Source organism: Veillonella sp. 3891, assembly GCF_003992315.1.
Classification (GTDB): domain Bacteria; phylum Bacillota; class Negativicutes; order Veillonellales; family Veillonellaceae; genus F0422.
This window is the reverse complement of the sequence record NZ_RQVE01000005.1, coordinates 92,923-116,182: the sequence shown is the minus strand read 5'-3', so window position 1 is coordinate 116,182 and position 23,260 is coordinate 92,923. Positions and strand designations below refer to the sequence as shown.

General features: G+C 38.6%; 23 protein-coding genes. 21 read left to right on the top strand and 2 right to left on the bottom strand.

Annotated elements, in window-relative coordinates; genetic code table 11:
• Positions 1-75: 75 nt before the first annotated feature.
• The 20 genes from EO118_RS04260 to nrdG all read left to right on the top strand — a co-directional run bounded on the left by EO118_RS04260 (position 76) and on the right by nrdG (position 20,616).
• Positions 76-1,320 (top strand): pyridoxal phosphate-dependent aminotransferase, encoded by a 1,245-nt coding sequence (locus EO118_RS04260; RefSeq protein ID WP_127068788.1) that lies wholly within the window; start codon positions 76-78, stop codon positions 1,318-1,320.
• A 438-nt stretch (positions 1,321-1,758) separates the two neighbouring features.
• On the top strand, positions 1,759-2,196 hold the full coding sequence (mraZ, locus tag EO118_RS04255) for a division/cell wall cluster transcriptional repressor MraZ (protein ID WP_127068787.1): 438 nt from the start codon (positions 1,759-1,761) through the stop codon (positions 2,194-2,196).
• A 10-nt stretch (positions 2,197-2,206) separates the two neighbouring features.
• Positions 2,207-3,139 carry a 16S rRNA (cytosine(1402)-N(4))-methyltransferase RsmH gene (gene rsmH / locus EO118_RS04250; RefSeq protein ID WP_127068786.1) on the top strand — a complete coding sequence of 311 codons (933 nt, stop codon included), beginning with the start codon at positions 2,207-2,209 and terminating at the stop codon, positions 3,137-3,139.
• A gap of 15 nt (positions 3,140-3,154) precedes the next feature.
• Positions 3,155-3,562, top strand: coding sequence for a cell division protein FtsL (locus tag EO118_RS04245; protein WP_127068785.1), 408 nt, complete (start codon positions 3,155-3,157; stop codon positions 3,560-3,562).
• A gap of 48 nt (positions 3,563-3,610) precedes the next feature.
• The gene (locus EO118_RS04240; protein ID WP_127068784.1) at positions 3,611-5,095 is read left to right on the top strand and encodes a UDP-N-acetylmuramoyl-L-alanyl-D-glutamate--2,6-diaminopimelate ligase; all 1,485 of its coding nucleotides are present in this window, start codon (positions 3,611-3,613) and stop codon (positions 5,093-5,095) included.
• A gap of 1 nt (position 5,096) precedes the next feature.
• Positions 5,097-6,461 carry a UDP-N-acetylmuramoyl-tripeptide--D-alanyl-D-alanine ligase gene (murF, locus tag EO118_RS04235; RefSeq protein ID WP_127068783.1) on the top strand — a complete coding sequence of 455 codons (1,365 nt, stop codon included), beginning with the start codon at positions 5,097-5,099 and terminating at the stop codon, positions 6,459-6,461.
• 17 nt (positions 6,462-6,478) lie between these two features.
• Entirely contained in the window at positions 6,479-7,441 is a 963-nt protein-coding gene (mraY, locus tag EO118_RS04230) for a phospho-N-acetylmuramoyl-pentapeptide-transferase (protein WP_127068782.1), read from the top strand.
• 61 nt (positions 7,442-7,502) lie between these two features.
• A complete protein-coding gene (murD, locus tag EO118_RS04225; RefSeq protein ID WP_127068781.1) occupies positions 7,503-8,855 on the top strand; it encodes a UDP-N-acetylmuramoyl-L-alanine--D-glutamate ligase in 1,353 nt (450 codons plus the stop codon).
• 10 nt (positions 8,856-8,865) lie between these two features.
• Entirely contained in the window at positions 8,866-9,972 is a 1,107-nt protein-coding gene (murG, locus tag EO118_RS04220) for an undecaprenyldiphospho-muramoylpentapeptide beta-N-acetylglucosaminyltransferase (protein ID WP_127068780.1), read from the top strand.
• 14 nt (positions 9,973-9,986) lie between these two features.
• On the top strand, positions 9,987-11,360 hold the full coding sequence (gene murC, locus EO118_RS04215) for a UDP-N-acetylmuramate--L-alanine ligase (protein WP_127068779.1): 1,374 nt from the start codon (positions 9,987-9,989) through the stop codon (positions 11,358-11,360).
• A 1-nt stretch (position 11,361) separates the two neighbouring features.
• Positions 11,362-12,294: a D-alanine--D-alanine ligase gene (locus tag EO118_RS04210; protein ID WP_127068778.1), complete on the top strand. Its 933-nt coding sequence runs from the start codon at positions 11,362-11,364 to the stop codon at positions 12,292-12,294.
• A gap of 8 nt (positions 12,295-12,302) precedes the next feature.
• Entirely contained in the window at positions 12,303-13,172 is an 870-nt protein-coding gene (locus EO118_RS04205) for a cell division protein FtsQ/DivIB (protein ID WP_127068777.1), read from the top strand.
• Positions 13,173-13,184: 12 nt separating this feature from the next.
• Positions 13,185-13,865, top strand: coding sequence for a DUF881 domain-containing protein (locus EO118_RS04200; RefSeq protein ID WP_127068776.1), 681 nt, complete (start codon positions 13,185-13,187; stop codon positions 13,863-13,865).
• Positions 13,862-14,212, top strand: coding sequence for a small basic family protein (locus EO118_RS04195; RefSeq protein WP_127068775.1), 351 nt, complete (start codon positions 13,862-13,864; stop codon positions 14,210-14,212). Before EO118_RS04200 ends, EO118_RS04195 begins: the two co-directional genes overlap by 4 nt.
• A gap of 150 nt (positions 14,213-14,362) precedes the next feature.
• Positions 14,363-15,379 (top strand): cell division protein FtsZ, encoded by a 1,017-nt coding sequence (gene ftsZ / locus EO118_RS04190; RefSeq protein WP_240626901.1) that lies wholly within the window; start codon positions 14,363-14,365, stop codon positions 15,377-15,379.
• A gap of 23 nt (positions 15,380-15,402) precedes the next feature.
• A complete protein-coding gene (locus tag EO118_RS04185) occupies positions 15,403-15,978 on the top strand; it encodes an outer membrane beta-barrel protein (protein ID WP_127068773.1) in 576 nt (191 codons plus the stop codon).
• 256 nt (positions 15,979-16,234) lie between these two features.
• The gene (locus EO118_RS04180; RefSeq protein ID WP_127068772.1) at positions 16,235-16,843 is read left to right on the top strand and encodes a hypothetical protein; all 609 of its coding nucleotides are present in this window, start codon (positions 16,235-16,237) and stop codon (positions 16,841-16,843) included.
• Positions 16,830-17,360, top strand: a complete 531-nt coding sequence (locus EO118_RS04175; RefSeq protein ID WP_127068771.1) for a biotin transporter BioY — start codon at positions 16,830-16,832, stop codon at positions 17,358-17,360. The genes EO118_RS04180 and EO118_RS04175 overlap by 14 nt, the downstream gene beginning before the upstream one ends.
• Before the next feature lie 582 nt (positions 17,361-17,942).
• Positions 17,943-20,093 (top strand): anaerobic ribonucleoside-triphosphate reductase, encoded by a 2,151-nt coding sequence (gene nrdD, locus EO118_RS04170; RefSeq protein ID WP_127068770.1) that lies wholly within the window; start codon positions 17,943-17,945, stop codon positions 20,091-20,093.
• A gap of 25 nt (positions 20,094-20,118) precedes the next feature.
• Entirely contained in the window at positions 20,119-20,616 is a 498-nt protein-coding gene (gene nrdG, locus EO118_RS04165; RefSeq protein WP_127068819.1) for an anaerobic ribonucleoside-triphosphate reductase activating protein, read from the top strand.
• Between the two features lie 279 nt (positions 20,617-20,895).
• Here the strand turns inward: nrdG and EO118_RS04160 are convergent, their stop codons facing one another.
• Together EO118_RS04160 and EO118_RS04155 are read right to left on the bottom strand one after the other, a co-directional pair.
• Entirely contained in the window at positions 20,896-21,444 is a 549-nt protein-coding gene (locus EO118_RS04160) for a gamma carbonic anhydrase family protein (protein ID WP_126940236.1), read from the bottom strand.
• Positions 21,445-21,565: 121 nt separating this feature from the next.
• A complete protein-coding gene (locus EO118_RS04155; RefSeq protein WP_127068769.1) occupies positions 21,566-22,504 on the bottom strand; it encodes a nitronate monooxygenase in 939 nt (312 codons plus the stop codon).
• A gap of 168 nt (positions 22,505-22,672) precedes the next feature.
• On the opposite strand from EO118_RS04155, the gene EO118_RS04150 reads away from it, so the two are divergent.
• The gene (locus EO118_RS04150) at positions 22,673-23,227 is read left to right on the top strand and encodes a LemA family protein (RefSeq protein WP_127068768.1); all 555 of its coding nucleotides are present in this window, start codon (positions 22,673-22,675) and stop codon (positions 23,225-23,227) included.
• Positions 23,228-23,260 lie beyond the last annotated feature (33 nt).

Here is a 23,260-nt window from a genome sequence, read left to right as displayed (position 1 = left end):
TTGTAGGAGAACCATTTTTCTTGTAAACTAATAATATAAGTATAAATATATAACTACTATAGGAAGGTGTTTACTATGAGTATGGCAGCAAAACAAGCGCGTGGGAAAAAAGCAAATGATGTGATCTTTGCAACTAACTCACAAGCCCAAGAGGCAGTAAGACAATATGGCAAAGAAAACGTGTTAAATGGAACTGTCGGATCTATCCTAGATGAAAATGGTGATATTGTTTTCTTAAAAGTGGTAGAAGATGAGTTCCGTAATTTGCCACGTAATGAATATGTTGCATATGCACCGATTGAGGGATTAAAAGAGTTTGTGGAAGCATGTAAACAAGAATGCTTCGGACAATCTAGACCTGATGCCTATATTGAAGGAATAGCCACAGCTGGTGGTACCGGTGGGATTCATCATTTAGTTCACAATTATACAGAGTTGGGTGATACGGTAATCACTGCAGATTGGTATTGGGGTGCGTACAAACAAATATGCCATGATAATGGACGCGATTTACTTACTTACTCTCTATTCAATGAGAACTATGAGTTCAACTTTGAGGCGTTAGAATCCCTAGTATTAGATATAGCTAAGAAACAAGAGAATATTTTAGTTATTTTTAATACACCTGGTAATAATCCAACAGGTTTCTCTCTATGTGACAGCGATTGGGATAAAGTATTAGAGCTTGCGAATCGTTTAGTAAGTGCAGGAAGAAACAAAGTGATTATTGGAGTTGATGCTGCGTATATTGATTTCTCTGGACCTAAAGAAGAGGTGCGCCGATTCTTTAAAAAATTTGAACATTTGTCAAAAGATATTTTGACAGTAGTATGTTATAGTATCTCTAAAGGTTTTACTATGTACGGTCAACGTGTTGGCTGTATGTTGGGTATTACTTCTGATAAAGAAGTGGCACAAGAGTTTTTTGATATTAATCAAATGACATCCCGTGGTACTTGGTCTAATATTAATCGACCGGCGATGCGTACAGTGGCCAATATTGTGCTTGATCCTGAAAAATTAAAATGCTATGAAGAAGAACGTAATTGTTACTCTCGTCTTGTAGAAGAACGGGCAGGTATCTTGGAATGTGAAGGGAAAGCAATCGGCTTACCAATGTTGCCATATATGGGTGGTTTCTTTGCAACAATTCCAAGCGATAATCCAAAGGCCTTGGCAGATGAATTGAAGAAAGAAAATGTGTTTTTAATTCCTGTATCTGGTGGTGTTCGTATTGCTGTATGCTCGATTCCAAAACGACAAATTACTGGATTGGCACAGAGAATTTATGATGCAATGAAACGAGTGGGTCAATTATAAAAACAGAGAAAAGATAGAGACAATTGAATAGTTATTATAGCGGTGAAAAAAAGATAGCTGAATCTATGATTCGGCTATCTTTTTTATTTTCCACTTGGTGTTTATATATGTTTTAATGGTGTTCATAGTCTCATTTATTTAGGATATAGATGCCTCGTGATATTGTTGGTAAAGTTAAAAATGAGGAAAAATAGAAAAACTTCCCCACTTTTTCCCACTATTCTGTACAGCTAAAAATATTCGATTTTACGCTTAATATACGAACATATACATAAATATTTAAATAAGTGTTCGCTATTAACAAATTGTAGGAAAAAAGTGTATAAATATCTATAAAATGGGTGGTTATTTTGTTGTGAAAAGTGGGGAATTGTGGTAAAATTTACCATATAGTGGTAAATAGGGCAAATAGGTGAGAGAAAAGGAGGTGTCCTTGCTATGTTTAAAGGTGAATTTTCACATACAATCGATAGTAAAGGGCGCATGATCATTCCTGCCAAAATGCGTGAACAACTGGGGGACAGCTGTGTTGTAACACGATATTTTGACAATACCTTAGCCATTTATACCCAAGAAAAGTTTGAAGAGCTAGCAAAAAAATTAAGTTCTAAAAGCTCCAATAAAGCGAACCAACGTAGTTTAGTACGGTTTTTTGTAGGTGGTGCAGCAGACCTTGAGTTTGATAAACAAGGCCGTGTGTTGATACCGAGTAATCTTCGTGCCCACGGTGAGTTGAAAAAAGACGTGGTTGTAGTTGGTAATGGTGAACGCATCGAGATTTGGAGTAAAACTCGTTGGGAAGCTTATAACAACGAAATTTACGGCAATATTGAGGCTATGGCAGAAGAACTTGATTTGGATGATATTGGATTTTAAGTGAGGAATTATGAACTTTCATCATGTGAGTGTATTACTCAATGAAACGCTAGACGGATTGGCGATTAAACCAAATGGAACCTATGTGGACTGTACATTAGGTGGTGGGGGACATTCCCATGCTATCGGTGAACGATTATCTTCAGAAGGTATGATGATTGGTTTAGATCAAGACGTAGCGGCATTAGAGGCAGCATCTCAGCGATTATCTGATTTAACTTGCCAGGTGAAAGTCATCAAAACTAATTTTTCTAACTTAAAACAAGCATTACACGAGGCAGGTATTTTTGAAGTCGATGGATTCGTTTTTGACTTAGGTGTATCGAGTCATCAACTGGATACAGCAGATCGAGGCTTTTCCTATATGCAAGATGGTCCCTTGGATATGCGTATGAATCAAACAGGAGCTTTAACGGCAGAAACTATCGTGAATACCTATTCTAGTGAAGACTTATATCGTATTATCTGGGACTATGGTGAAGAACGATGGGCTAAACGAATTGTTCAATTCATTCTAGAAGCTAGAGAAAAAGCACCTATAGTTAGCACCTTTCAGTTGGTGGATATCATTAAACGTGCCATTCCTGCAAAGGCTAGACAAGATGGACCACATCCAGCAAAACGAACATTCCAAGCACTTCGTATAGAAGTGAATCAGGAACTTCAAATATTGCATGATGCGTTTGTGGATGCTGTATCTATGTTACAGCCAGGTGGAAGAATTGCAGTGATTACGTTCCATTCCTTAGAGGATAGAATTACAAAGCAAACTTTCAAAGAGTTAGCACAGGGATGTACATGTCCACCGAATTTACCGGTGTGTGTGTGCCATCATGTACCCGTTGTAAAAGCGAAAAATAAGGCTATAGAGCCAAGTAAAAAAGAAGTAGAAGAGAATCCACGGTCCCGTAGTGCCAAGTTGAGGGTAGCCGTGAAATTATAGTTGGGAGGAATCGTTATGTTAGTACGAAAGGCTGCGTATTGGGAGCAATCAGCGCCTTATGTAGAGCCCGTCAGAAGAAAGAAAGTAAAAACACAAGCGTTCATTTGGGATTTGACCCCAGATATGCGTCAGTGTTTGTTAACTGTACTAGTGGCGATGGTGTTAGGTATGACTTGCTTGCTCTTAACAGGTGTCACTGAAAATGCACGGAAAGAAACAGTCAATTTACAGGAACAAATCGTATTAGAAAATCGTACTAATTATGAATATAATTTAGGCTTAGCAGAATTAAGATCTCCTACGCGCATTCAAAAAATAGCGCAACAAAAACTTGGCATGGTGTTACCAGATAATTTCGTTTACACTACTAAAAATACAGTAGAAGAACGCAATGTGACGATGAAAAAGGATATTAGAGAATGATGAAGGCAGTCCTTTTGGGCTGCTTTCTCTATGATTGGAGGAATCATTATGAAACAAGTGGAAGAAATTGTAAAAGTTGTATCTCCTACGAAGGTAGAAGGCCCTTTGACATCCGTTGTTAGCCATATTACAGCTGACTCTAGAACAGTACAAGAAGGTAGTTTATTTATCTGTTTAGTTGGCGCCACAGTGGATGCGCATAACTTTGTTGAAAAAGCAGTGGAAGATGGTGCGGTAGCGATTATTGCATCGAAACCTGTGACCGTGCCAGAACATGTAGCAGTTCTCTATGTGGATGATACAAGACAAGCCTTGCAAGATGCTGTACCATTTTTCTATGATTATCCAGCTTCTAAAATGCGTATGATTGGTGTAACAGGAACAAATGGTAAAACTACAACGACTCATATTATTGGTCATATGTTGCGCTCCCAAGGCTACACAGTGGGGATAATTGGGACTGTACATATTTTGATTGATGACCAATCGTACCCAATTCACAATACCACACCAGACGTAGCAGATTTGCAGCAAATTTTGCAACAAATGGTGGATGCTGGTGTAACACATTGTATTATGGAAGTGTCATCTCATGCCCTAGCACTAGGACGTACTGCAGGTGTAGAATATGATACGGCTGTATTTACTAATTTAACGCAAGATCATTTGGATTTTCATAAGACATTCGATAATTATTTAGCGGCAAAAGCTAAGCTATTTAAACAAGTCAGTGCCTCCTATCAGATGAAAGAAGGTAAAGGTGCTGTTATTAATGTAGATGATGCCTATGGTCAAGCCATTGTAGATGTGACAACAGCACCTATGATTACATACAGTACAGAAGGCAAAGGTACAATGAATGCTTCCGATTTAGCAATTACTGCTAAATCATCGCAATTCACTTTATCCTATGATGGAAAAATGTACCCAATTTCTACGAAAATTGCAGGTATGTTTAATGTGTATAATACCTTGGCTGCCGTAGGAGCTGCCTTGTATGAAGGATTGACAATGGATCAGATTGTAAAAGCATTATCTACTTTTACAGCTGTGCCAGGTCGATTTGAATTAATCGAAGAAGGGCAAGATTTTGCAGTCGTTGTAGATTATGCTCATACACCAGATGGATTAGAAAATATACTACAAACAGCGAAGAAAATTGTAGAAAATCGCATCTTAGTGGTCTTTGGCTGTGGTGGAGATCGAGATGCTACAAAACGCCCAATTATGGGACGTATTGCAGCGCAACTTGGAGATCGCGTATTTGTGACATCCGATAATCCTCGTACAGAAGATCCTGTACAAATCGTAAAAGATGTAGAGGTAGGTGTGAAAGAAGGTTTACATGATGGTGTCACTTATGAAGTCATCGTAGACCGTCGTGAAGCGATTCATAAGGCAATCAAAGAGGCAACTACAGGAGATGTAGTTATCATTGCTGGTAAAGGTCATGAAGATTATCAAATTTTAAAAGAGGAAACGATCCACTTTGATGATCGTGAAGTGGCAAGAGAAGCCTTGAAGGAGAGATAATATGGCACAATTTACAGTGCAAGAAGTATTAGAGGCAACACAAGGAACTTGTAGAGAAATAAGTGCTTGCACCTTTGCTGATGTATCGACAGATACAAGGACGATTGGAAAAAATGGTTTATTTGTGGCATTGGAAGGGATGACATTTGATGGTCACGACTTCTTAACAGTTGCCAAAGAACGTGGTGCTACAGGTGCTGTGGTGAAATGTGGAAAAGCCATTGATGGATTAATTTGTATTGAAGTAGAAGATACGTTACGAGCGTATCAACAACTGGCAACCTATCATCGTAGACGCTTTCCCATCCCTGTAATTGGCATTACTGGTTCCTCGGGGAAAACAACAACAAAAGAAATGATTAGCGCTGTGTTAGAAAAAGCTTTTACAGTGCTCAAAACAGAGAAGAACTATAATAACGAAATCGGCGTTCCGAAAATGTTATTACAATTAACAGAGGACCATGATGTATGCGTTCTTGAAATGGGGATGCGTGGACTTGGTCAAATTGCTGAATTAGCGGAGATTGCGGAACCTACAATTGGTGTTATTACCAATGTAGGCACTAGCCATATTGAACTATTAGGGTCTCAAGAAAATATTGGAAAGGCAAAGCAAGAATTGATTGAAGCCTTACCAAGTACGGGAGCAGGTGTATTAAATCATGATGATCCTTTTGTATTGCCTATGCAAGGGGTAACGGATGCAAAGGTTATGACTTATGGTATGCAAGCTGGTTCTCACGTACAAGGGACTCAATTAGAATATACCTCAAAAGGGATTAATTTTACTGTTCATGATACATCAGGTGATTGGAATGTCTTTTTGCCCATGATTGGGATTCACAATGTATATGATGCATTATCTGCTATTGCAGTGGGTACTATTTTAGGTGTACCAAATGTAGAAATTGTGGAGGCTTTTAAGGAGTTTCCAGGGATTCCTATGCGACAAGAGATTGTAGCATTTCCAACTTTCACAGTTTTGAACGATGCCTATAATGCCAATCCCAGTAGTATGGCAGAGTCCATTCGTGCTATGGGACAGTTGCAAGGGACTCGTAAAATTGCTATGCTAGGAGATATGTTAGAGTTAGGTGACCATTCTAAAGCAGCTCATAAGGAGATTGGCAAGATTCTCGGCGAAGAACAGTATGATATGGTATTTACCTTTGGTGATATGATGAAGATAACTGCTTCTGTGGCGAAACAAGCAGGTGTTCCTTATGTCTATGTAGGAAAGAGTCATCTTGATATTGCCAATACCTACTATGATGTAAAACAAGACGGCGATGTGATTCTAGTGAAAGGGTCTCGTGGTCTTAAAATGGAACGTATTATAGAAGATTTTAAAGAACGACATGAATAAGTAAGGAGACATGTGACATGAATATGGACTATGCAGTAGCCTTTGGCTTAGCCCTGATAAGTACATTAGTATTCGGTAAAATAGGGATTCCTCTGTTGCAGCGACTGAAAGCGCAACAATCGATTCGTGAAGATGGACCTCAGGCGCATTTAGCTAAAGCGGGTACACCTACGATGGGTGGTTTATTTATGATGCTAGCTTTAGTCATAACAGTTTGCATAGTGCCACCTTATTCTGTAACATTGTGGATGCTATTATTTTTAACATTAGGTCATGGTGCATTAGGATTTAGTGATGATTTCATTAAAGCTGTGAAACGCCGTAATTTAGGGTTAACAGCAAAACAAAAGTTACTAGGTCAAGCGGTGCTAGCTATCGTATTTTGTTATATCTCTATTGCCTATGCAGCGTTGCCAACTACTTTGTGGATTCCTCTAGTGGATATCACTGTAGATCTTGGTTACGCCTATTATGTGTTGGCGTTTATCATTATTTTGGGGACAACGAATGCTGTTAACTTAACAGATGGCTTAGATGGATTGGCAACTGGTATTTCTGCTATTGCAGGAGCGGCTTTTGCAGTGGTAGGATTATTAGTAGGTTCCTTAAGTGTCACTTTCTTTGGTATCATTGTGAGTGCAGTTTGCTTGGGATTCTTATATTTCAATGCAAATCCGGCGAAAGTATTTATGGGTGATACAGGCTCCCTAGCATTAGGTGGTGCTTTTGCGGGGATGGCCATTGCTACAAAAACAGAACTTCTATTAATTGTGATAGGCTTTGTATTTGTAGTAGAAGCATTATCTGTAATTTTACAGGTAGCCTCTTTTAAAACTAGAGGGGTTCGTATTTTCCGTATGAGCCCAATTCACCATCACTTTGAATTAGGTGGCTGGAGTGAGCGAAAAGTGGTATATGTATTCTGGGCTGTTTCTTTAATAACGGCTTTGTTAGGCATTGCACTGTTAAGTATGAAATAATATAGATTACGGCTCTACTAGTAAGGGCCGTTATTCTTGCATATAGGGTTAGGTGGTTAGAATGGATTATTCAGGTTCGCATGTATTGGTATTGGGTGCCGGTCTTAGTGGTATTGGCGTGGCCCACACATTGGCTAAATTAGGTGCTACAGTGACGCTTAATGATTATAAAAAAATTGATTTTGATCCAGCTGAAAGCCAGCGTTTGGCAGAGAATCATATAGAAGTGATTACAGGGCAACAAGATTTTGTGTTACTTGATACGGCTACGAAAGTGGTTGTATCACCTGGTATTTCTTTAGAGATACCCATCATTCAAGAGGCGAAAAAAAGAAATATTCCTGTAGTAGGAGAAGTGGAGATTGCGTATGAAGTATCAAAAGCTCCTATTTTAGGTGTGACAGGTACGAATGGTAAAACTACTACCACCTCTTTATTGGCAGAAGTACTGAAAGAAGCTAAATGGGATGTCTATGTAGGTGGTAATATTGGTTATTCTCTTAGTGAGCAAGCCTTGGCAGTGCCTGAAACAGGTGTGTTAGTGGCTGAACTTTCATCGTATCAATTGGAGAGTATTGATAAGTTCCGTACGAAAGGGGCTATCTTGCTAAATGTGACTCCAGACCACTTGTTACGTCATAAAACAATGGAACGATACCAAGAAACGAAAGAAAACATTTTCCGTAATCAAGAATTAGGAGATTGGACAGTATTAAACTTTGATTCTCCTATCGTGGCGGATATGGCAAAACGAGTAAAAGGACATGTGTTAGGAATTAGTCAAGAGAGACCTGTCACAGATGGAGCGTATTTTGAAAACAATACATGCTATGCAGTGATGCATGGTAACTCAGTGCCAGTGATTACGACAAAAGATATCCACATTCCAGGGTCTCACAATATTGAAAATATTTTGAGTGTTATTGCCCTAACCTACGCATTGGGTGTGCCTGTAGAAGATATCTATCAAGCTATTGCAAAATTCCATGGTGTGGCACATCGCCTAGAAAGGATTCGTACTCTAAATGGTGTTACGTATTATAACGATTCTAAAGCAACCAATACGGACTCTACTATTAAAGCCTTAGAGTCATTTACTTCTCCCCTTGTGTTGATCGCAGGTGGTAAGGATAAAATGACCGACTTAGAAGATATGATGGAACTAGTAAAAACCAATGTAAAAGAACTAATTCTTATCGGTGAAGCAGCGCAGCGCTTTGCTGAGGCTGCAGTAAAAGTAGGGGTACCTCATATTCATCGCTGTGAATCTATGGAAGAAGCTGTATCCTTAAGTGCTCGTATTGCAGAAGAAGGTGATGTAGTATTATTGTCTCCAGCATGTGCAAGTTTTGATTGGTATGCACGATTTGAAGATAGAGGCGATCATTTCCGAAGATTAGTAGAACGATTGTAAGGGGTCATACATGAATATCATGATTTCAGGTGGAGGTACTGGTGGTCATATTTATCCAGCCCTCACAATTTATAAAACATTAGACACAATGGTAGATGCTAACTTTCTTTATGTGGGGACTGAAAGAGGACTTGAGTCACGTATTGTTCCTAAAGAAGGGATACCATTTATTACTTTACCTGTGCAAGGATTGCAACGTAAACTATCCTTAGATACATTGGTAACAGCAGGTAAAACACTGTCCTCCTTATGGAAAGCAAATCAGTTGATTTCCGAGTTTAAACCAGATATTGTTATTGGTACGGGTGGCTATGTATGTGGTCCTTTACTATTAGCAGCTGCCTTACGTGGGATTCCTACATTGATTCAAGAACAAAATGTAGTGCCAGGAATAACAAATAAAATTTTGAGCCGATTTGTAGATGTGGTAGCTGTAGGATATGAAGAAGCAGCTCGACATTTTCCAAGTGCAAAGCAAGTTGTATATACGGGTAATCCGGTGCGCCCTAGTGTAGTGACCGCAAATCGAGAAGAGGCTAGAGCGTACTTTGGCTTACAAGATAATCAAACAGCTATCTTAGTGGCTGGTGGATCCCGTGGTGCACGGAGTATTAATACAGCGATGCAAGCCGTTCATGAACAATACAAAGGTAGAGAGGATATTAAAATTATCCATGCTACAGGTACTGATGAATACAGTCGGGTTTGTGAAAGATTAGGCATACATGAAGGAGAGGTTTACAGTCCAACATCACATATTGTTCCTTACTTAGATAATATGGATATGGCTATGGCTGCATCAGATATGGCCATATTCCGATCTGGAGCCATAGGGCTAGCAGAATTAGCTGTACGTGGCATACCATCTATCCTAATTCCTTATCCCTATGCAGCTGCTGACCATCAAACATTTAATGCAAAAGCATTCGTAGAGGCAGGTGCGTCTACGATGATTGTAGATAAAGAATTAGATGGCACAAGATTACTACAAGCGGTAGATGCAATGTTAGCGGATCGGGGATGTCGCGAACGTATGGCACAAGCCACATTACAATTAGGAAAGCCTGAGGCAGCTATAGAAATTGCTAAGTTGGCTCTATCTATTAAGAAATCATAGGAGGGAGTATCTCTATGTTAGATACCTATCAACGTATACATTTAATCGGCATTGCCGGTTCCGGCATGCGTGCCATTGCGCATGTATTGATTGAAAAAGGATTTATTGTATCTGGTTCTGATATTCAAGAATCTGCCATAACAGAAAAATTTAGAAATGCAGGGGCTACCATTTTTATGGGACATGATGCTGCTCATGTAGAAGGAGTAGATGTGGTTATTCGCTCTACTGCCATCCATGATGATAATCCTGAAATTGTCGGAGCTAGAGAACGAAATATTCCAATTTTACACCGTTCGGACGTGGTGAAAGCAGTGTTAGATGAAACCTATGGTATTGCTGTTGCTGGTGCACATGGTAAGACTACAACTACGTCTATGATCGGACAAATTTTCATGGAAGCAAACCAAGATCCAACTATCATCATCGGTGGAGAAGTGGATTATTTAAATGGTAGTAGCCATGTAGGTAAAGGTAAATATAGTATTGCTGAAGCTGATGAAAGTGATGGTTCTTTTTTGCACTTAAATCCTAAGCGTATTGTAATCACGAATATTGAAAATGACCACATGGACCATTATCGGACGGTGGAAAACTTATTACGAGCTTTCACAGAGTTTTCTATGAAGTTACCGGAAGATGGTATTGCTGTGGTATGTGGCGATAATCCATCAATTCGACAGATTATGCCAGATATTAAACGTCAATGCATTACGTATGGTTTAGGGTCAGGCAACGATTATCGTATTGAGAACTTGCGCATTGAACAAGGGATTACTACCTTTGAAGTGGTTCATAACGATACTGTGCTAGGTACATTACGTTTAGCTGTACCAGGTCAACATAATGCGTTGAATGCACTAGGAGCACTTGTAGTGGCCTTGGGAGAAGGAATCTCCTTTGAAGTAGTTGCTCAAGCGTTGCGTAAATTTATTGGGGCAAAACGTCGCTTTGAAACGAAAGGCCATGTAAAAGATGTTTGGGTGGTAGATGATTATGCACATCACCCTACAGAAATTGCAGCCACAATTAAAGCGGCAAAATCTCTGGAAGATCATCGAGTGGTAATTCTATTTCAACCGCATCGATATAGTCGTACCAAATTGTTACTACGTGAATTTGGCACGGCTTTCAAAGAAGCTGATCTAGTTTTTATTACAGATATTTATAGTGCTGGCGAAAAGCCTGAAGCTGGAATTGATGGTATGTCTATTCCATTGATGATTAAAGAATTGACGGGTAAAGAAATTCATTATGTGGCAGATGTAAATACTTTGCCAGAAACTGTATTAGAATATATTCAACCTAATGACTTAGTTATCACTATGGGAGCTGGTAATATTAATCAATTTGGACCTAAACTATTAGCTTTATTGGAGGATAAATAAAGTGAAGGATAAACGTATTATCGTCCTCATGGGAGGACCATCAAAAGAAGCTGATGTATCTAGAAGAACAGCGGCAGCTATTGCAGAAGCATTACAAAGCAAAGGCTATGAGGCTACCACATTAGAATGTAATCCTAGTACAGTAGTACAAGATTTACAAGCTTTACAATGCGACATCGTATTTAATGCCATCCATGGCAAATATGGCGAAGACGGAGCTTTACAAGGGGCTCTTGAAATGGCAGGTATTCCTTACACGGGATCTGGTGTTATGGCTCATGCGGTAGGTATGAACAAAAAAATGAGTAAACATGTATTTTTAGGAGCTCACATCCCCACAGCAAATTCAAAATCCTATGATAGCCAATTAGAATCTGTGGATAAAATCTTAGAAGATATTCATGCTAATTTCAAAGTGCCATTTGTTGTGAAAGCAGCTAGTCAAGGATCTAGTATTGGTGTCGCTATTATTAAAGATGAAGCAACTGTTGATACGGAAGTCAAAGAAGTATTAGACATAGACCATGTTATCGTAGTAGAAGAATTTGTAGATGGTAGAGAATTTACTGTATCTGTATTAGATGGTAAAGCTTTGCCAGTGATTGAAATTCGACCACATTCAGGGGAATATGATTATGCTTCTAAATACACAACAGGTGCTACTGATTATTTGGTGCCAGCACCGATTACAGAAGAACAAGCTGCTGCCATGCAACGTATTGGCGAATCTGTTTATCAACAAATGCAATGTGCAGGTGTAATTCGTGTGGATATTATGATGAATAGTACAGATGATATGTTTGTATTGGAATATAATACGGTACCTGGTATGACAGCTACCTCATTAGTGCCGAAAGCAGCAAGGGCAGTGGGTATTGAATTTCCTGAATTGTGCGAACAAATTCTTCAGTCTGCTGGGCTGCATAAATTTTAGGAGTGGTTATGAAGGTACATGGGTTTCAAAACCAGGAGGAGCAGAATATTCCTCCATTTGAGGAACAACCAACGAATGAAAGAGTAAGGCATCCCATAGAAGAAGATGGCTGGGAAGTTGTGACCATAGATACACCAGAAGGAACTAAACGTGTACGTCGCAGACGAAAGGTAAAACGACGTAAACAATCAAAACCAACTGTTTGGAAGGTAGTCATTGGTGCATGCATTTTGATTGGCCTTTTCACATTACCTTTACCAATTGGTCAAATTCAAGTGACAGGGTCTAGTCAATTAACGTCAGAAGATGTGGTGCACATAGGCGATTTAGGATATCCTGTTAATATCTTAAGAGTTAGAACAGGCGCTTTAGAAGAACGTTTACAAAAGGATATACGTGTTGATACGGCGCATGTATCCTATGCATTACCACTTACTTTGCAGGTAGATGTAAAAGAACGAAAAGCGTTGGTTGTAGTTCCTTCTCAATTTGGATTTGTTTCTTTAGATCGAAACGGTATGGTTATTGCTAGTAGTGCTACGATTCCTGACACAACGGTACCTATTATTTCTGGAGTGCGATTAGGAAATGCATTATTAGGCGATACTATTGAAGCTGAGGGAATCCGTGGGGCTATTGAGTATATGGAAGCTTTCACTGAAGAGGGACGAAAGAAAATCGGTGAAATTAATGTAGGTGATGCCGACAAAATGATTGCCTATACAGTAGAGGGTTTACCAATTCACATTGGAGACCGCAATAATTTAGAAGAAAAAGCAAAGATAACTACAGATATGCTTGTAGATATTGCACAACGTCATGTATCTGCTGAGTTTATCGACGTAAATATTAAATCCCCTTTTATTAAAACACAATAAAGGAGTACAAAGTTGAAACAAGGGCGTATCGCCATAGCCGTAGTAAGCATGATTGTAGGGGTCATGCTTGTTACGCAGTACAGAATGACACAAACTATTGCAGAGGGCAATATAAACTTACAAAGAAGTGGAGAATTGGCACTAAAGATTAATTCTCTTCAAGAAGAACGGGCGGGCCTTAAAAAACAGATTGCTACTATGAAAGAAGAAGGAAGTCTAGAAGGGATGAAAGAAGAAAATCGACTATTATCCCTTAAGGCTTCCTTAGTCGATGTAGAAGGTCCAGGTGTGGTCTTAACCATAACGGATAGCAAAACGCCAGTAAAAGATGGGGAAAATCCCAATTTATATTTAATTCACGATGAAGATATGCTTCGTATTGTCAATGAATTAAGAGCGGCTGGAGCGGAGGCTATCTCTATTAATGACCAGCGTTTAATAGGAACTTCGGAAATTCGTTGCTCCGGCCCTACCGTTACAGTCAACGGAAAAATTTTCGCCCCACCATTTATAATCAAGGCTATTGGAGACACAAAAACATTGCATTCTGCCCTTACTATGAGAGGTGGAGTCGTGGAGTCTCTTAAATATTGGGGGATTGAAGTGAAAATTCAAGATGAAGATCATGTAATAGTCCCAGCTTATGATGGAACGATAAAACAAAATTACATCAAAGTGAAGGGAGGTCAATGATGGTATACGTATGGGTTATAGGCGGTTTGATACTAGGGATTGTCATTGGTATTATGACACCTTTTGATATACCAGTAGCCTATGCTAAATATACTTCAGTGGCACTCTTAGCTGCTTTGGATTCTGTTTTTGGCGGTACAAGAGCTGCCATAGAAAGAACGTTTGGATTGTCTATATTTATCACAGGGTTCTTTTCCAACTCCTTATTAGCAGCTTTATTGGTGTTTTTAGGGAATGAGGTTGGCATAGATTTATATTATGTGGCACTGATCTCATTTGGGTTGCGGCTATTTCAAAATACAGCGGCTATTCGTAGACTATTATTAACAAAAAGACTACATAGATAGAAAAAATAAAGACAATGATTGACTTTCATTGAAAAAATATAAAATATATTGTAAAATAAAAGCAAATTATAAATGATAAGATAGACTAGTAGTATAATGTCATTGTAAAAGTATATGAAACATATCTCTAGTAAAGAGGAGGAGCATTCGATGTCAGAGTTTGCAAAAATTAAAGTTATTGGTGTTGGTGGTGGCGGCGGAAATGCCGTATCTCGTATGATTGGCAGCGACTTGGAAAATGTAGATTTCCTAGTGGCTAACACAGAAACACAAGCCTTAGATGGTACTAATGTACCTGTTCGTATCCAAATCGGTGAGAAAGCTACTAAAGGCTTAGGCGCTGGTGCTAATCCAGAAGTAGGCCGTGAAGCAGCTGAAGAAAGTCGTGAAGATATTCTAAAAGCATTGCAAGGCGCTGATATGGTATTCGTAACTGCTGGTATGGGCGGTGGTACTGGTACTGGTGCAGCTCCTGTAGTAGCAGAATGTGCTCGCGAAGCTGGCGCATTAACAGTAGGTGTTGTAACAAAACCATTCGGCTTTGAAGGTAAAAAACGTAAGGAACAAGCTGAACGTGGTATTGAAGCATTAACTGGTAAAGTTGATACAATCATCACAATTCCAAATGATCGTTTATTGGGTATTATTGACCGTAAAACATCTTTGAAAGATGCCTTCTTGACTGCTGATGAAGTATTGCGTCAAGGCATCAAAGGTATTTCTGACTTAATTACAAAACCAGGTTTAATCAACCTAGACTTTGCTGACGTAAAAACTATCATGACGAACCAAGGTGAAGCCTTGATGGGTATCGGCGTAGGCGAAGGTGAAAATCGTGCTGTAGATGCTGCGAAACAAGCAATCAATAGCCCATTATTGGAAACTTCCATTGACGGCGCAAAAGGTATCTTGTTAAACATTACTGGTAGCGAAGAATTAAGCCTATTTGAAATCAATGAAGCAGCTGAAATTATTTCTGAAGCTGCGGATCCAGAAGCAAATATTATTTTCGGTTCTGTTATCGATGAAAATGTTGGTGACAAAGTATTCATTACTGTTGTTGCTACTGGTTTTGGTGACCAAGGTTCTTCTAATGGTTTTGCTCGTAAAAGCCCATTTGGTGCTACAGGAAACTCTCCAGATGTACCAGCTTTCATGAAACGATAAAACTATCATACAAGGAGGATATTATGAAGAAAATCATAGTAGCCACAGCAGTGTTAGCTGCCTTTAGTGCGTCTGCATTTGCAGCAGCTGTTCCTGTGACAAATATCAATGCTGGTGAAACAAAAGTAGCCGTTGAATATTCTCTATCTAAAAAAACAGCACAAGACACAAAACGTAAAGATGGTTTTGGTGTATCTGCACAACAAGGTGTGTCCAATAATTTAGCTGCACAATATTCCTTTAATAAAGTGCATCGTACTGGAACAGATATCAAAGATCATCAATTAGCCGGTGCCTATGCGGTACATCCTAATATCAATGTCTATGGTGCTGGTACCTACGTAGATATGGGACCAAAACAAAATGGGTTTGGTTATCAAGCAGGTGTAATTGGACATACTCAATTAGCTGATAAAATTGAAGGCTTTGCTAAGGTAGGTTTTGGTAATGATATCAAGGGAACATACCAAGTAGGAGCTTCCTATGGCTTGCGTCCAGATATTGATTTGAATGTGTATTATCAATATGACCAATATAATATGAATCAAAATAAAACTGATGTAAAAGGCTTGCATGCGGGTGTAGGTTATTCTTTCTAATTTGAAAGTACCCTATCAGTTGTACTAGTTTGCATCATATGAGGACTGTAGTGTAAGAGTGTAAACTCTGCATTACAGTCCTTTTGATTTTATTATGTGATACATATGAATAAGCAATCACTGTATGTAAACAATTAATTTGAAAAATAGGTTGACTATATTGAGCTTGATTAATTATAATAAAGGTGTAACAGAATGTAAGAATCATGTAAGCTTGTAAGATCCAGTATAACCCATGCTATGGGGAGGAGGCACTATGCATACACTATGTAAGGGCTTGACAAGTGTAAGGGAAATTCCTAATACCGTGATTGTACGTAATGTACAATTCAAACGAACTACAAGATCACCACAGTTACAAATTAACTATACCCCAAGAAAGCAAGAACATATAGTGACTGTTTGTAATTCGAAAGGCACTTTGGTGTCCACGATGTTAGAACGGTTCGATTCCGAAGGGAATCACCATGATGAAGTTTCATTGGGAGAAATGCCAAAGGTTTGGCCAGGTGAATTAAAAGATAAAACAAGAACAAAGTTTGTGTTTACACCGGAATCCATTCTTGAATTTGCTGATGCTATTCAGGATGATAATCCTATCTATCGAGAAGAAATTCCTGTAGTACCGGAACTAATGGTTTTATCACATATGGCACATCATGTATTAGATGAAGCAATGTTACTTCAATTAGATATTACTTTTTCTGCACCATTTTATGGTGGAGATGTTATTTCTGTAGAAAAACTTATGATCCATTCGGAAAAGCATACGCAAATTGGTGAGTGTGAATTAGTCGGCACTCATGGTGGGCGTGCCCGCTGTAAATGGATTTATGAAGAGGAGTTAGCGAATGTTACAGACTAGAGATTTGACAAAAATGGCGTTATTAGTGGCACTAGCCTGTGTAATGGCACAATTATCGATTCCAAACCCTATGGGTGTGGGAATGATTTCTTTAATTACCATTGCCTTGTGTTTGATTGGTTTACTTTTGCCACCAAAACAAGCGTTTTTGACATTATTAGTCTATGTACTGTTAGGAGCAGTTGGATTACCTGTATTTACTGGATTTACTGGTGGCATGGGAAAAATACTTGGTCCTACAGGCGGATTTATTTTGATTTGGCCTATCGCTTATACTGCGGTTAGTTGTTTAAAGGGAACAGAAAAAAGTTTCCTTAGATATGCTGTAGTAGCTACGGTAGTAAGTATTGTGATTACCTATGTAGCGGCAGTGCCGTACTTCATGTCTGTTGCAAGCATACCATTCACTGCTGATGGATTGCAAAAAGCTTTGGGTATTTTGTTCTATCCATTTGTTATTGGTGATATTATAAAAGCAATTTTATCTGCATGGATTGCTACAAAAATTAAATTCTAATTATCTGTGTGAAATGGCGATCAAATCTTTTTGGATTTGGTCGCTTTTATTATTTGGAAGATGTCAACCAATGTTCTATATCTATTTGTCATTATTCGAAAGTCTTTATCCTAGGCAATTTTCAAAGAATAATGGAATATAGTTCTCTATAAAAGTGTGATTCTACTAATTTTTACATCAATGTTATATCTAATTGATATACATGATATAGTGGTTTTTATTGAAATGAACTACAATATATAGTAAACTAATTATAACGAATCCCATAAGGGTAACCAATAGTGGCAATCTTATGTTATAAATGTAGATTTAAGACACTTTACATAGGTGCTCCGAAGAAGCGAGATATTTTTTGGAACTTATAAAATGCCTAGGCACTACAGGTTAAGTAAGAATTATCTACATGTGTAGACAGAAGTTGGATAGGAGCATAGAGTGCTCTTTTTATATGTCCAAATATTGATCAACATCTACATAGTATGTATATCTTTGTTTATACATTGTATGTATGATTCATACTAAATCGATACTGCTCCGTTGTGATTATTTGAGCGATGCAGCGAGTAAATAGGAGGCTATATTATGATACACGTGATAAAAAGAGATGGCACGATTGCTGATTTCGATAAAGAAAAAATTATTGTGGCTATCGAAAAGGCTATGCATAGTAGTACAGGAGTATATACACCTGGATTAGCTTTGAAAATTTCTGATGAAATTGAAACCTATGCAGAAAAAATGGGGCGTAATATTACAATCTATGCTATCGAAGAGCAAGTGTACTATAAACTCCTAGAGAATAATAATCCTGCAACAGCACGGGCCTATGAAAATTATAAAGCAGTGCAAGCTTTCAAACGTGTAGAAAACACAACGGATAAAGATGTATTTGGTTTATTGAATAAATCAAATGTGGCAGTTCTTGATGAAAATTCCAATAAAGATGCTTCTATTGTATCCACACAACGTGATTTAATCGCTGGAGAAGTAAGTAAAGATATTGCTCGCAGAAAGTTAATTCCTACAGATATTGTACAAGCGCATGATAGCGGGGCTATTCATTTTCATGATATGGATTATATCATCCAGCCTATGTTCAATTGTTGTTTAGTGAATTTAGAAGATATGCTAACCAATGGAACAGTTATCAATGGTAAACGCATTGATACACCGAAGTCATTCCAAGTAGCATGTACGGTGACGACACAAATTATTGCACAGGTTGCTTCTGGTCAATATGGTGGTCAAAGTATTAATGGGATTGACCGCATTTTGGCGCCTTATGTAAGAAAATCCTATGATAAATATTTAGAGTTAACTTTACAAGAACAGGTCGAAGTGTATGGTATGGCTCCAGATGTAGCAAAAGCAGAAGAAATTGCTTGGCAACGGACGAAAAAAGAAGTGAAAGATGGGATTCAAACCATTCAGTATCAAATTAATACATTAATGACGACCAATGGGCAAGCTCCTTTTGTGACATTGTTTATGCATTTTGATCCATCCAGTGAGTTAGCAAAAGAGGCTGCTTTAATTGATGAAGAGATTTTAATGCAACGCATACAGGGTATTAAAAATGAGGCAGATGTATATATTACACCGGCCTTTCCTAAGCTGATTTATGTATTGGATGAGCATAATGTTCACCCTCATAGTGAATACTATTATTTAACTGAGTTAGCTGCACAATGTACAGCAAAACGAATGTATCCGGACTATATTTCTGCGAAAAAGATGAAAGAAATTTATGAAGGCAATGTATTTGCCCCTATGGGATGCCGTTCCTTCTTATCTCCTTGGAAAAATGACCGAGGAGAATATGTATTCAATGGTCGTTTTAATATAGGTGTGGTGAGCCTTAACTTGCCTCAAATTGGTATTTTGTCGCAAGGTAAGGAAGATGTTTTCTTTGATATTTTAGAAAAGCGCTTGGGCTTAGCTGAAAAAGCATTGTTGTTCCGTTATGAACTATTGAAAGATGTCACAAGCGATGTATCTCCTATTCACTGGCAATATGGTGCCATTGCACGTCTTCCTAAAGGGGCGCCTATTCGACCTTTATTAGAAGGTGGATATGCGACGATATCTTTGGGTTATATTGGCTTATATGAAGCGACAAAGCTCATTGTAGGTACATCAAATACGTCGGAGGAGGGTCATCGTTTTGCTAGAAAAGTGATGGAACGATTGCACAATGCTACAGAAGAATGGCGCAGCAAACACAATATCGGATTTGCTTTATATGGTACGCCAGCTGAAAGTTTAACTAACCGTTTCTCTTCCATTGATAGAGCTCGTTTTGGTGAGATTCCGGATATTACTGATAAAGGATATTACACCAATAGTTATCATGTGAATGTACGTGAAGAAATCAATGTATTTGATAAATTTGCTTTTGAATCAGAGTTTCAACGTCTCTCCACAGGTGGATGCATTTCCTATGCTGAAATTCCTAATATGAACAATAATATTCCTGCTTTATTGACGATGATGCAGTATATTTATGATACGATTTCCTATGCAGAGTTTAATACAAAATCTGACTATTGCCATGAATGTGGCTTTGACGGTGAGATTATTGTGAATGATGACGTGCAATGGGAATGCCCACGATGCCACAATACGAATCGTGATACTTTGACGGTGATTCGTAGAACCTGCGGTTACTTAGGGGAAAACTTCTGGAATGAAGGTCGTACAAAAGAAATTAAAGATCGTGTGATGCACATTTAAGACTAGTATGAAAGAAGGATGTACTATGCGATATGGACAGCTTAGACAATATGATATTGCTAATGGTGAAGGCATTCGTACATCCTTATTTGTTACGGGTTGCACCCATTGTTGCTATAATTGCTTTAATGAAGAATATCAAGATTTTTCTGCTGGTGAGGAGTGGAAAGAATCAGATACTGAAAGATTACTTTCCTATGTCAGTGCTCCTGCTTGTAGTGGATTAACCTTATTAGGGGGAGAGCCTTTTCAAAATGTAGATGGATTACTACCTCTAGTTGATAGAGTGCTAACAGTTGCGCCGCAGAAACCAATTTGGGTCTACTCGGGTTATACTTATGAAGAACTCATAGGGTGTCCTAATAAACGAGCCTTATTAGAACGATGCCATATTTTAGTTGATGGGAAATTTGTGGATGCTCTAAGAGATCCAGGCTTAGCCTTTAGAGGGAGTAGTAATCAGCGAATTATTGATATACGACAATCTCTACAACGTGGGGAAGTAGTTTTGTATATGGAGTAATACACGCTACCTAAGTTAATATCATAAAATAACGGATATTTGAACTGTCATGTCAAATATCCGTTTTTATATTGACTGATATTGAAATTAAATGTGTATGAGAGTAAAATAATGATAACAAGTGTTTTATAAAAGGCGAGGATACGTTTAATAACGTATTTTCTGCTATAAGATAATAGGTATGCACAATTACAAGATAATGAGATATAAAGTGTAAATAAAAAAAGAGCTGTATGGCAATTGTCATAGAGCTCTTTTTTAGTATTTGATTATATATATTTACACAATAGTTTGACTAGGATCCCATACTTCGCCATCTGCATCTGGCAAGAATCCATATTCTTTGGTCCACAATGTTTTGTATTTCACAGCTTGGTTATGGATTTTTTCAATCATTTTTTCGTCTGTGCGAATCACTTTGGCAGGGCTACCTACGACTAAGGAGTAGGGAGGAATTTCTGTACCTTCTAACACAAGAGCGCCTGCACCGATGATGGAACCACGACCGATGTGACAACGGCTAAGAACGATAGCTCCCATGCCGACTAATACGTGGTCTTCCAAAGTGGATGCGTGGATGATGGCACTGTGACCGATGGTTACAAAGTCGCCAAGGATACAAGCGTGATCATCGTCTACATGGAGTACAGAATTGTCTTGCACATTGGAGTAACGACCGACAACAATTTTATTCACATCTCCGCGAGCGGATACATTTTGCCATACAGAGGCATATTCCTTTAATTCTACGTCACCTGCTAGTTCAGCGCCTGGCATAGCGTGACTTTTTGGATCTAATTTTGGATATTTTCCTTTAAATGGTAACATACTATCCTCCTGTATAATGTATGTATAGAATTAGTGTTAATGCCTATCACAACTTACACGGTAAGGCAATGAAATGTATATACATAAAAATATAATTGTACTAATTAGTAACTACAAACGATTAGATAAAGCGTTGAGCCTGCTTGATAGCCTCTTTAGCTTCTGCCACAACGGATTCCACGATAGCTTTTGCAGGTTCCACGTGTGTTAAACGGTTTAAGCCTTGTCCAACTTGTACAACACCATTTACAGTATCTCCATCAACGGCAGCTTTTTTATTCGTACCGATAGCCATAGCAGTTAACTCACTTTTAGGAGCGCAACTGTATTCAGCTTCTAAATAACGAGCTGTGAATTCACTTTTAAGGCCACGTACACCGTGATTGAAAGTAAGGCCTGTCACTGTGGAGTCTGTATCAGTAGCATTGATAATAGCCTCTTTACAGTTTTGATGCATTTTGCATTCTTCCGCTAAGATAAAGCGAGATCCCATTTGAACGCCAGCAGCTCCCATAGTAAGACCAGCAGCAAGTCCACGGCCATCAACGATACCGCCAGCGATGACCACAGGGATAGTTACTTCTGGTACAACGTTTTCTAGCAATGCCATCGTTGTTTGTGTACCAATGTGGCCACCAGCTTCTTGACCCTCGATGATGATAGCATCAGCTCCAGCAGCTGCTACGCGTTTAGCTAATTTTACATTTGGCACCACAGGGATGACTTTGATGCCTGCCGCATGTAATGGTTCGATAAAAGGAACTGGATTCCCTGCACCTAATGTAACGAAAGCCGGTTTCTCTTCTACGATAACAGCTAGGATATCATCTAAGTTAGGCGCCATTAACATTAAGTTGACACCGAATGGTTTATCAGTTAAAGATTTGCATTGACGGATTTCTTGCCGTACCCATTCCGTGTCACGACCGCCCGTGGCAATGACTCCTGTACCACCTGCATTAGCCACAGATGCTGCTAAGGTATGTTCTGATGTCCAAGCCATAGCACCTTGGATAATAGGGTATCGGATACCTAATAATTCTGTTAAGCTAGTTTTCATAATACCTCCTATATAGAGTAGCGATTCATCTATCAGAATCACTGGGACTTTCAACATGCTTTCATTATAGCTCAATAGAATGAAAAAATATAGGTGCTATAAAAGATGATAAAAACGATGTATAATAGAGGTACATACAAAAGGAATATACATTGTAAAGGAGGACTTATGAAAAAGTCGTGGTTAATTGGTTTAGGCATTGTGGGAGTTATTTTAATTTGGATATTCAGTTCTTATAATGGTTTAGTACAAACAGAAGAACAAGTGAATGGACAATGGGCACAAGTACAAACACAATTGCAACGTCGTTCTGATTTAATTCCGAATTTGGTAAATACAGTAAAAGGCTATGCAACACATGAAAAGGATACAATTCAAGCTGTAGCCGATGCAAGAGCTAAACTAGGTGGTGCCAAAACAGTGGAAGAAACAGCGAAAGCCAATCAAGAGTTGAGTAGTGCTTTGAGCCGTTTGTTGGTGGTAGTGGAAAATTACCCAAATTTAAAAGCTGATGCTAATTTTAGAGCCTTGCAAGATGAATTAGCGGGAACGGAAAATCGTATTGCCGTGGCACGTAAGGATTATAATGGAAGTGTACAAGCCTATAATATGAAAATTCGTACATTGCCGACATCATTAATTGCTAGTCCAATGGGATTCCAAGTAAAACCATATTTTGAAGCAGATCAAGGGGCGCAAAGTGCACCTAAAGTACAGTTTTAGTTGAGGGCTCAGTGTAGAATCGCTTATAAATCA

Bases quoted from the DNA above. Each gene is read 5' to 3' on its own strand.
- EO118_RS04160 (WP_126940236.1), bottom strand. From the start codon at position 21,444: ATGTTACCATTTAAAGGAAAATATCCAAAATTAGATCCAAAAAGTCAC.
- EO118_RS04260 (WP_127068788.1), top strand. From the start codon at position 76: ATGAGTATGGCAGCAAAACAAGCGCGTGGGAAAAAAGCAAATGATGTG.
- nrdG (WP_127068819.1), top strand. From the start codon at position 20,119: ATGCGATATGGACAGCTTAGACAATATGATATTGCTAATGGTGAAGGC.
- murD (WP_127068781.1), top strand. From the start codon at position 7,503: ATGGATTATTCAGGTTCGCATGTATTGGTATTGGGTGCCGGTCTTAGT.
- rsmH (WP_127068786.1), top strand. From the start codon at position 2,207: ATGAACTTTCATCATGTGAGTGTATTACTCAATGAAACGCTAGACGGA.
- mraZ (WP_127068787.1), top strand. From the start codon at position 1,759: ATGTTTAAAGGTGAATTTTCACATACAATCGATAGTAAAGGGCGCATG.
- EO118_RS04240 (WP_127068784.1), top strand. From the start codon at position 3,611: ATGAAACAAGTGGAAGAAATTGTAAAAGTTGTATCTCCTACGAAGGTA.
- EO118_RS04150 (WP_127068768.1), top strand. From the start codon at position 22,673: ATGAAAAAGTCGTGGTTAATTGGTTTAGGCATTGTGGGAGTTATTTTA.
- EO118_RS04175 (WP_127068771.1), top strand. From the start codon at position 16,830: ATGTTACAGACTAGAGATTTGACAAAAATGGCGTTATTAGTGGCACTA.
- murC (WP_127068779.1), top strand. From the start codon at position 9,987: ATGTTAGATACCTATCAACGTATACATTTAATCGGCATTGCCGGTTCC.
- murF (WP_127068783.1), top strand. From the start codon at position 5,097: ATGGCACAATTTACAGTGCAAGAAGTATTAGAGGCAACACAAGGAACT.
- EO118_RS04195 (WP_127068775.1), top strand. From the start codon at position 13,862: ATGATGGTATACGTATGGGTTATAGGCGGTTTGATACTAGGGATTGTC.
- EO118_RS04185 (WP_127068773.1), top strand. From the start codon at position 15,403: ATGAAGAAAATCATAGTAGCCACAGCAGTGTTAGCTGCCTTTAGTGCG.
- EO118_RS04245 (WP_127068785.1), top strand. From the start codon at position 3,155: ATGTTAGTACGAAAGGCTGCGTATTGGGAGCAATCAGCGCCTTATGTA.
- ftsZ (WP_240626901.1), top strand. From the start codon at position 14,363: ATGTCAGAGTTTGCAAAAATTAAAGTTATTGGTGTTGGTGGTGGCGGC.
- nrdD (WP_127068770.1), top strand. From the start codon at position 17,943: ATGATACACGTGATAAAAAGAGATGGCACGATTGCTGATTTCGATAAA.
- EO118_RS04155 (WP_127068769.1), bottom strand. From the start codon at position 22,504: ATGAAAACTAGCTTAACAGAATTATTAGGTATCCGATACCCTATTATC.
- mraY (WP_127068782.1), top strand. From the start codon at position 6,479: ATGAATATGGACTATGCAGTAGCCTTTGGCTTAGCCCTGATAAGTACA.
- EO118_RS04180 (WP_127068772.1), top strand. From the start codon at position 16,235: ATGCATACACTATGTAAGGGCTTGACAAGTGTAAGGGAAATTCCTAAT.
- murG (WP_127068780.1), top strand. From the start codon at position 8,866: ATGAATATCATGATTTCAGGTGGAGGTACTGGTGGTCATATTTATCCA.
- EO118_RS04205 (WP_127068777.1), top strand. From the start codon at position 12,303: ATGAAGGTACATGGGTTTCAAAACCAGGAGGAGCAGAATATTCCTCCA.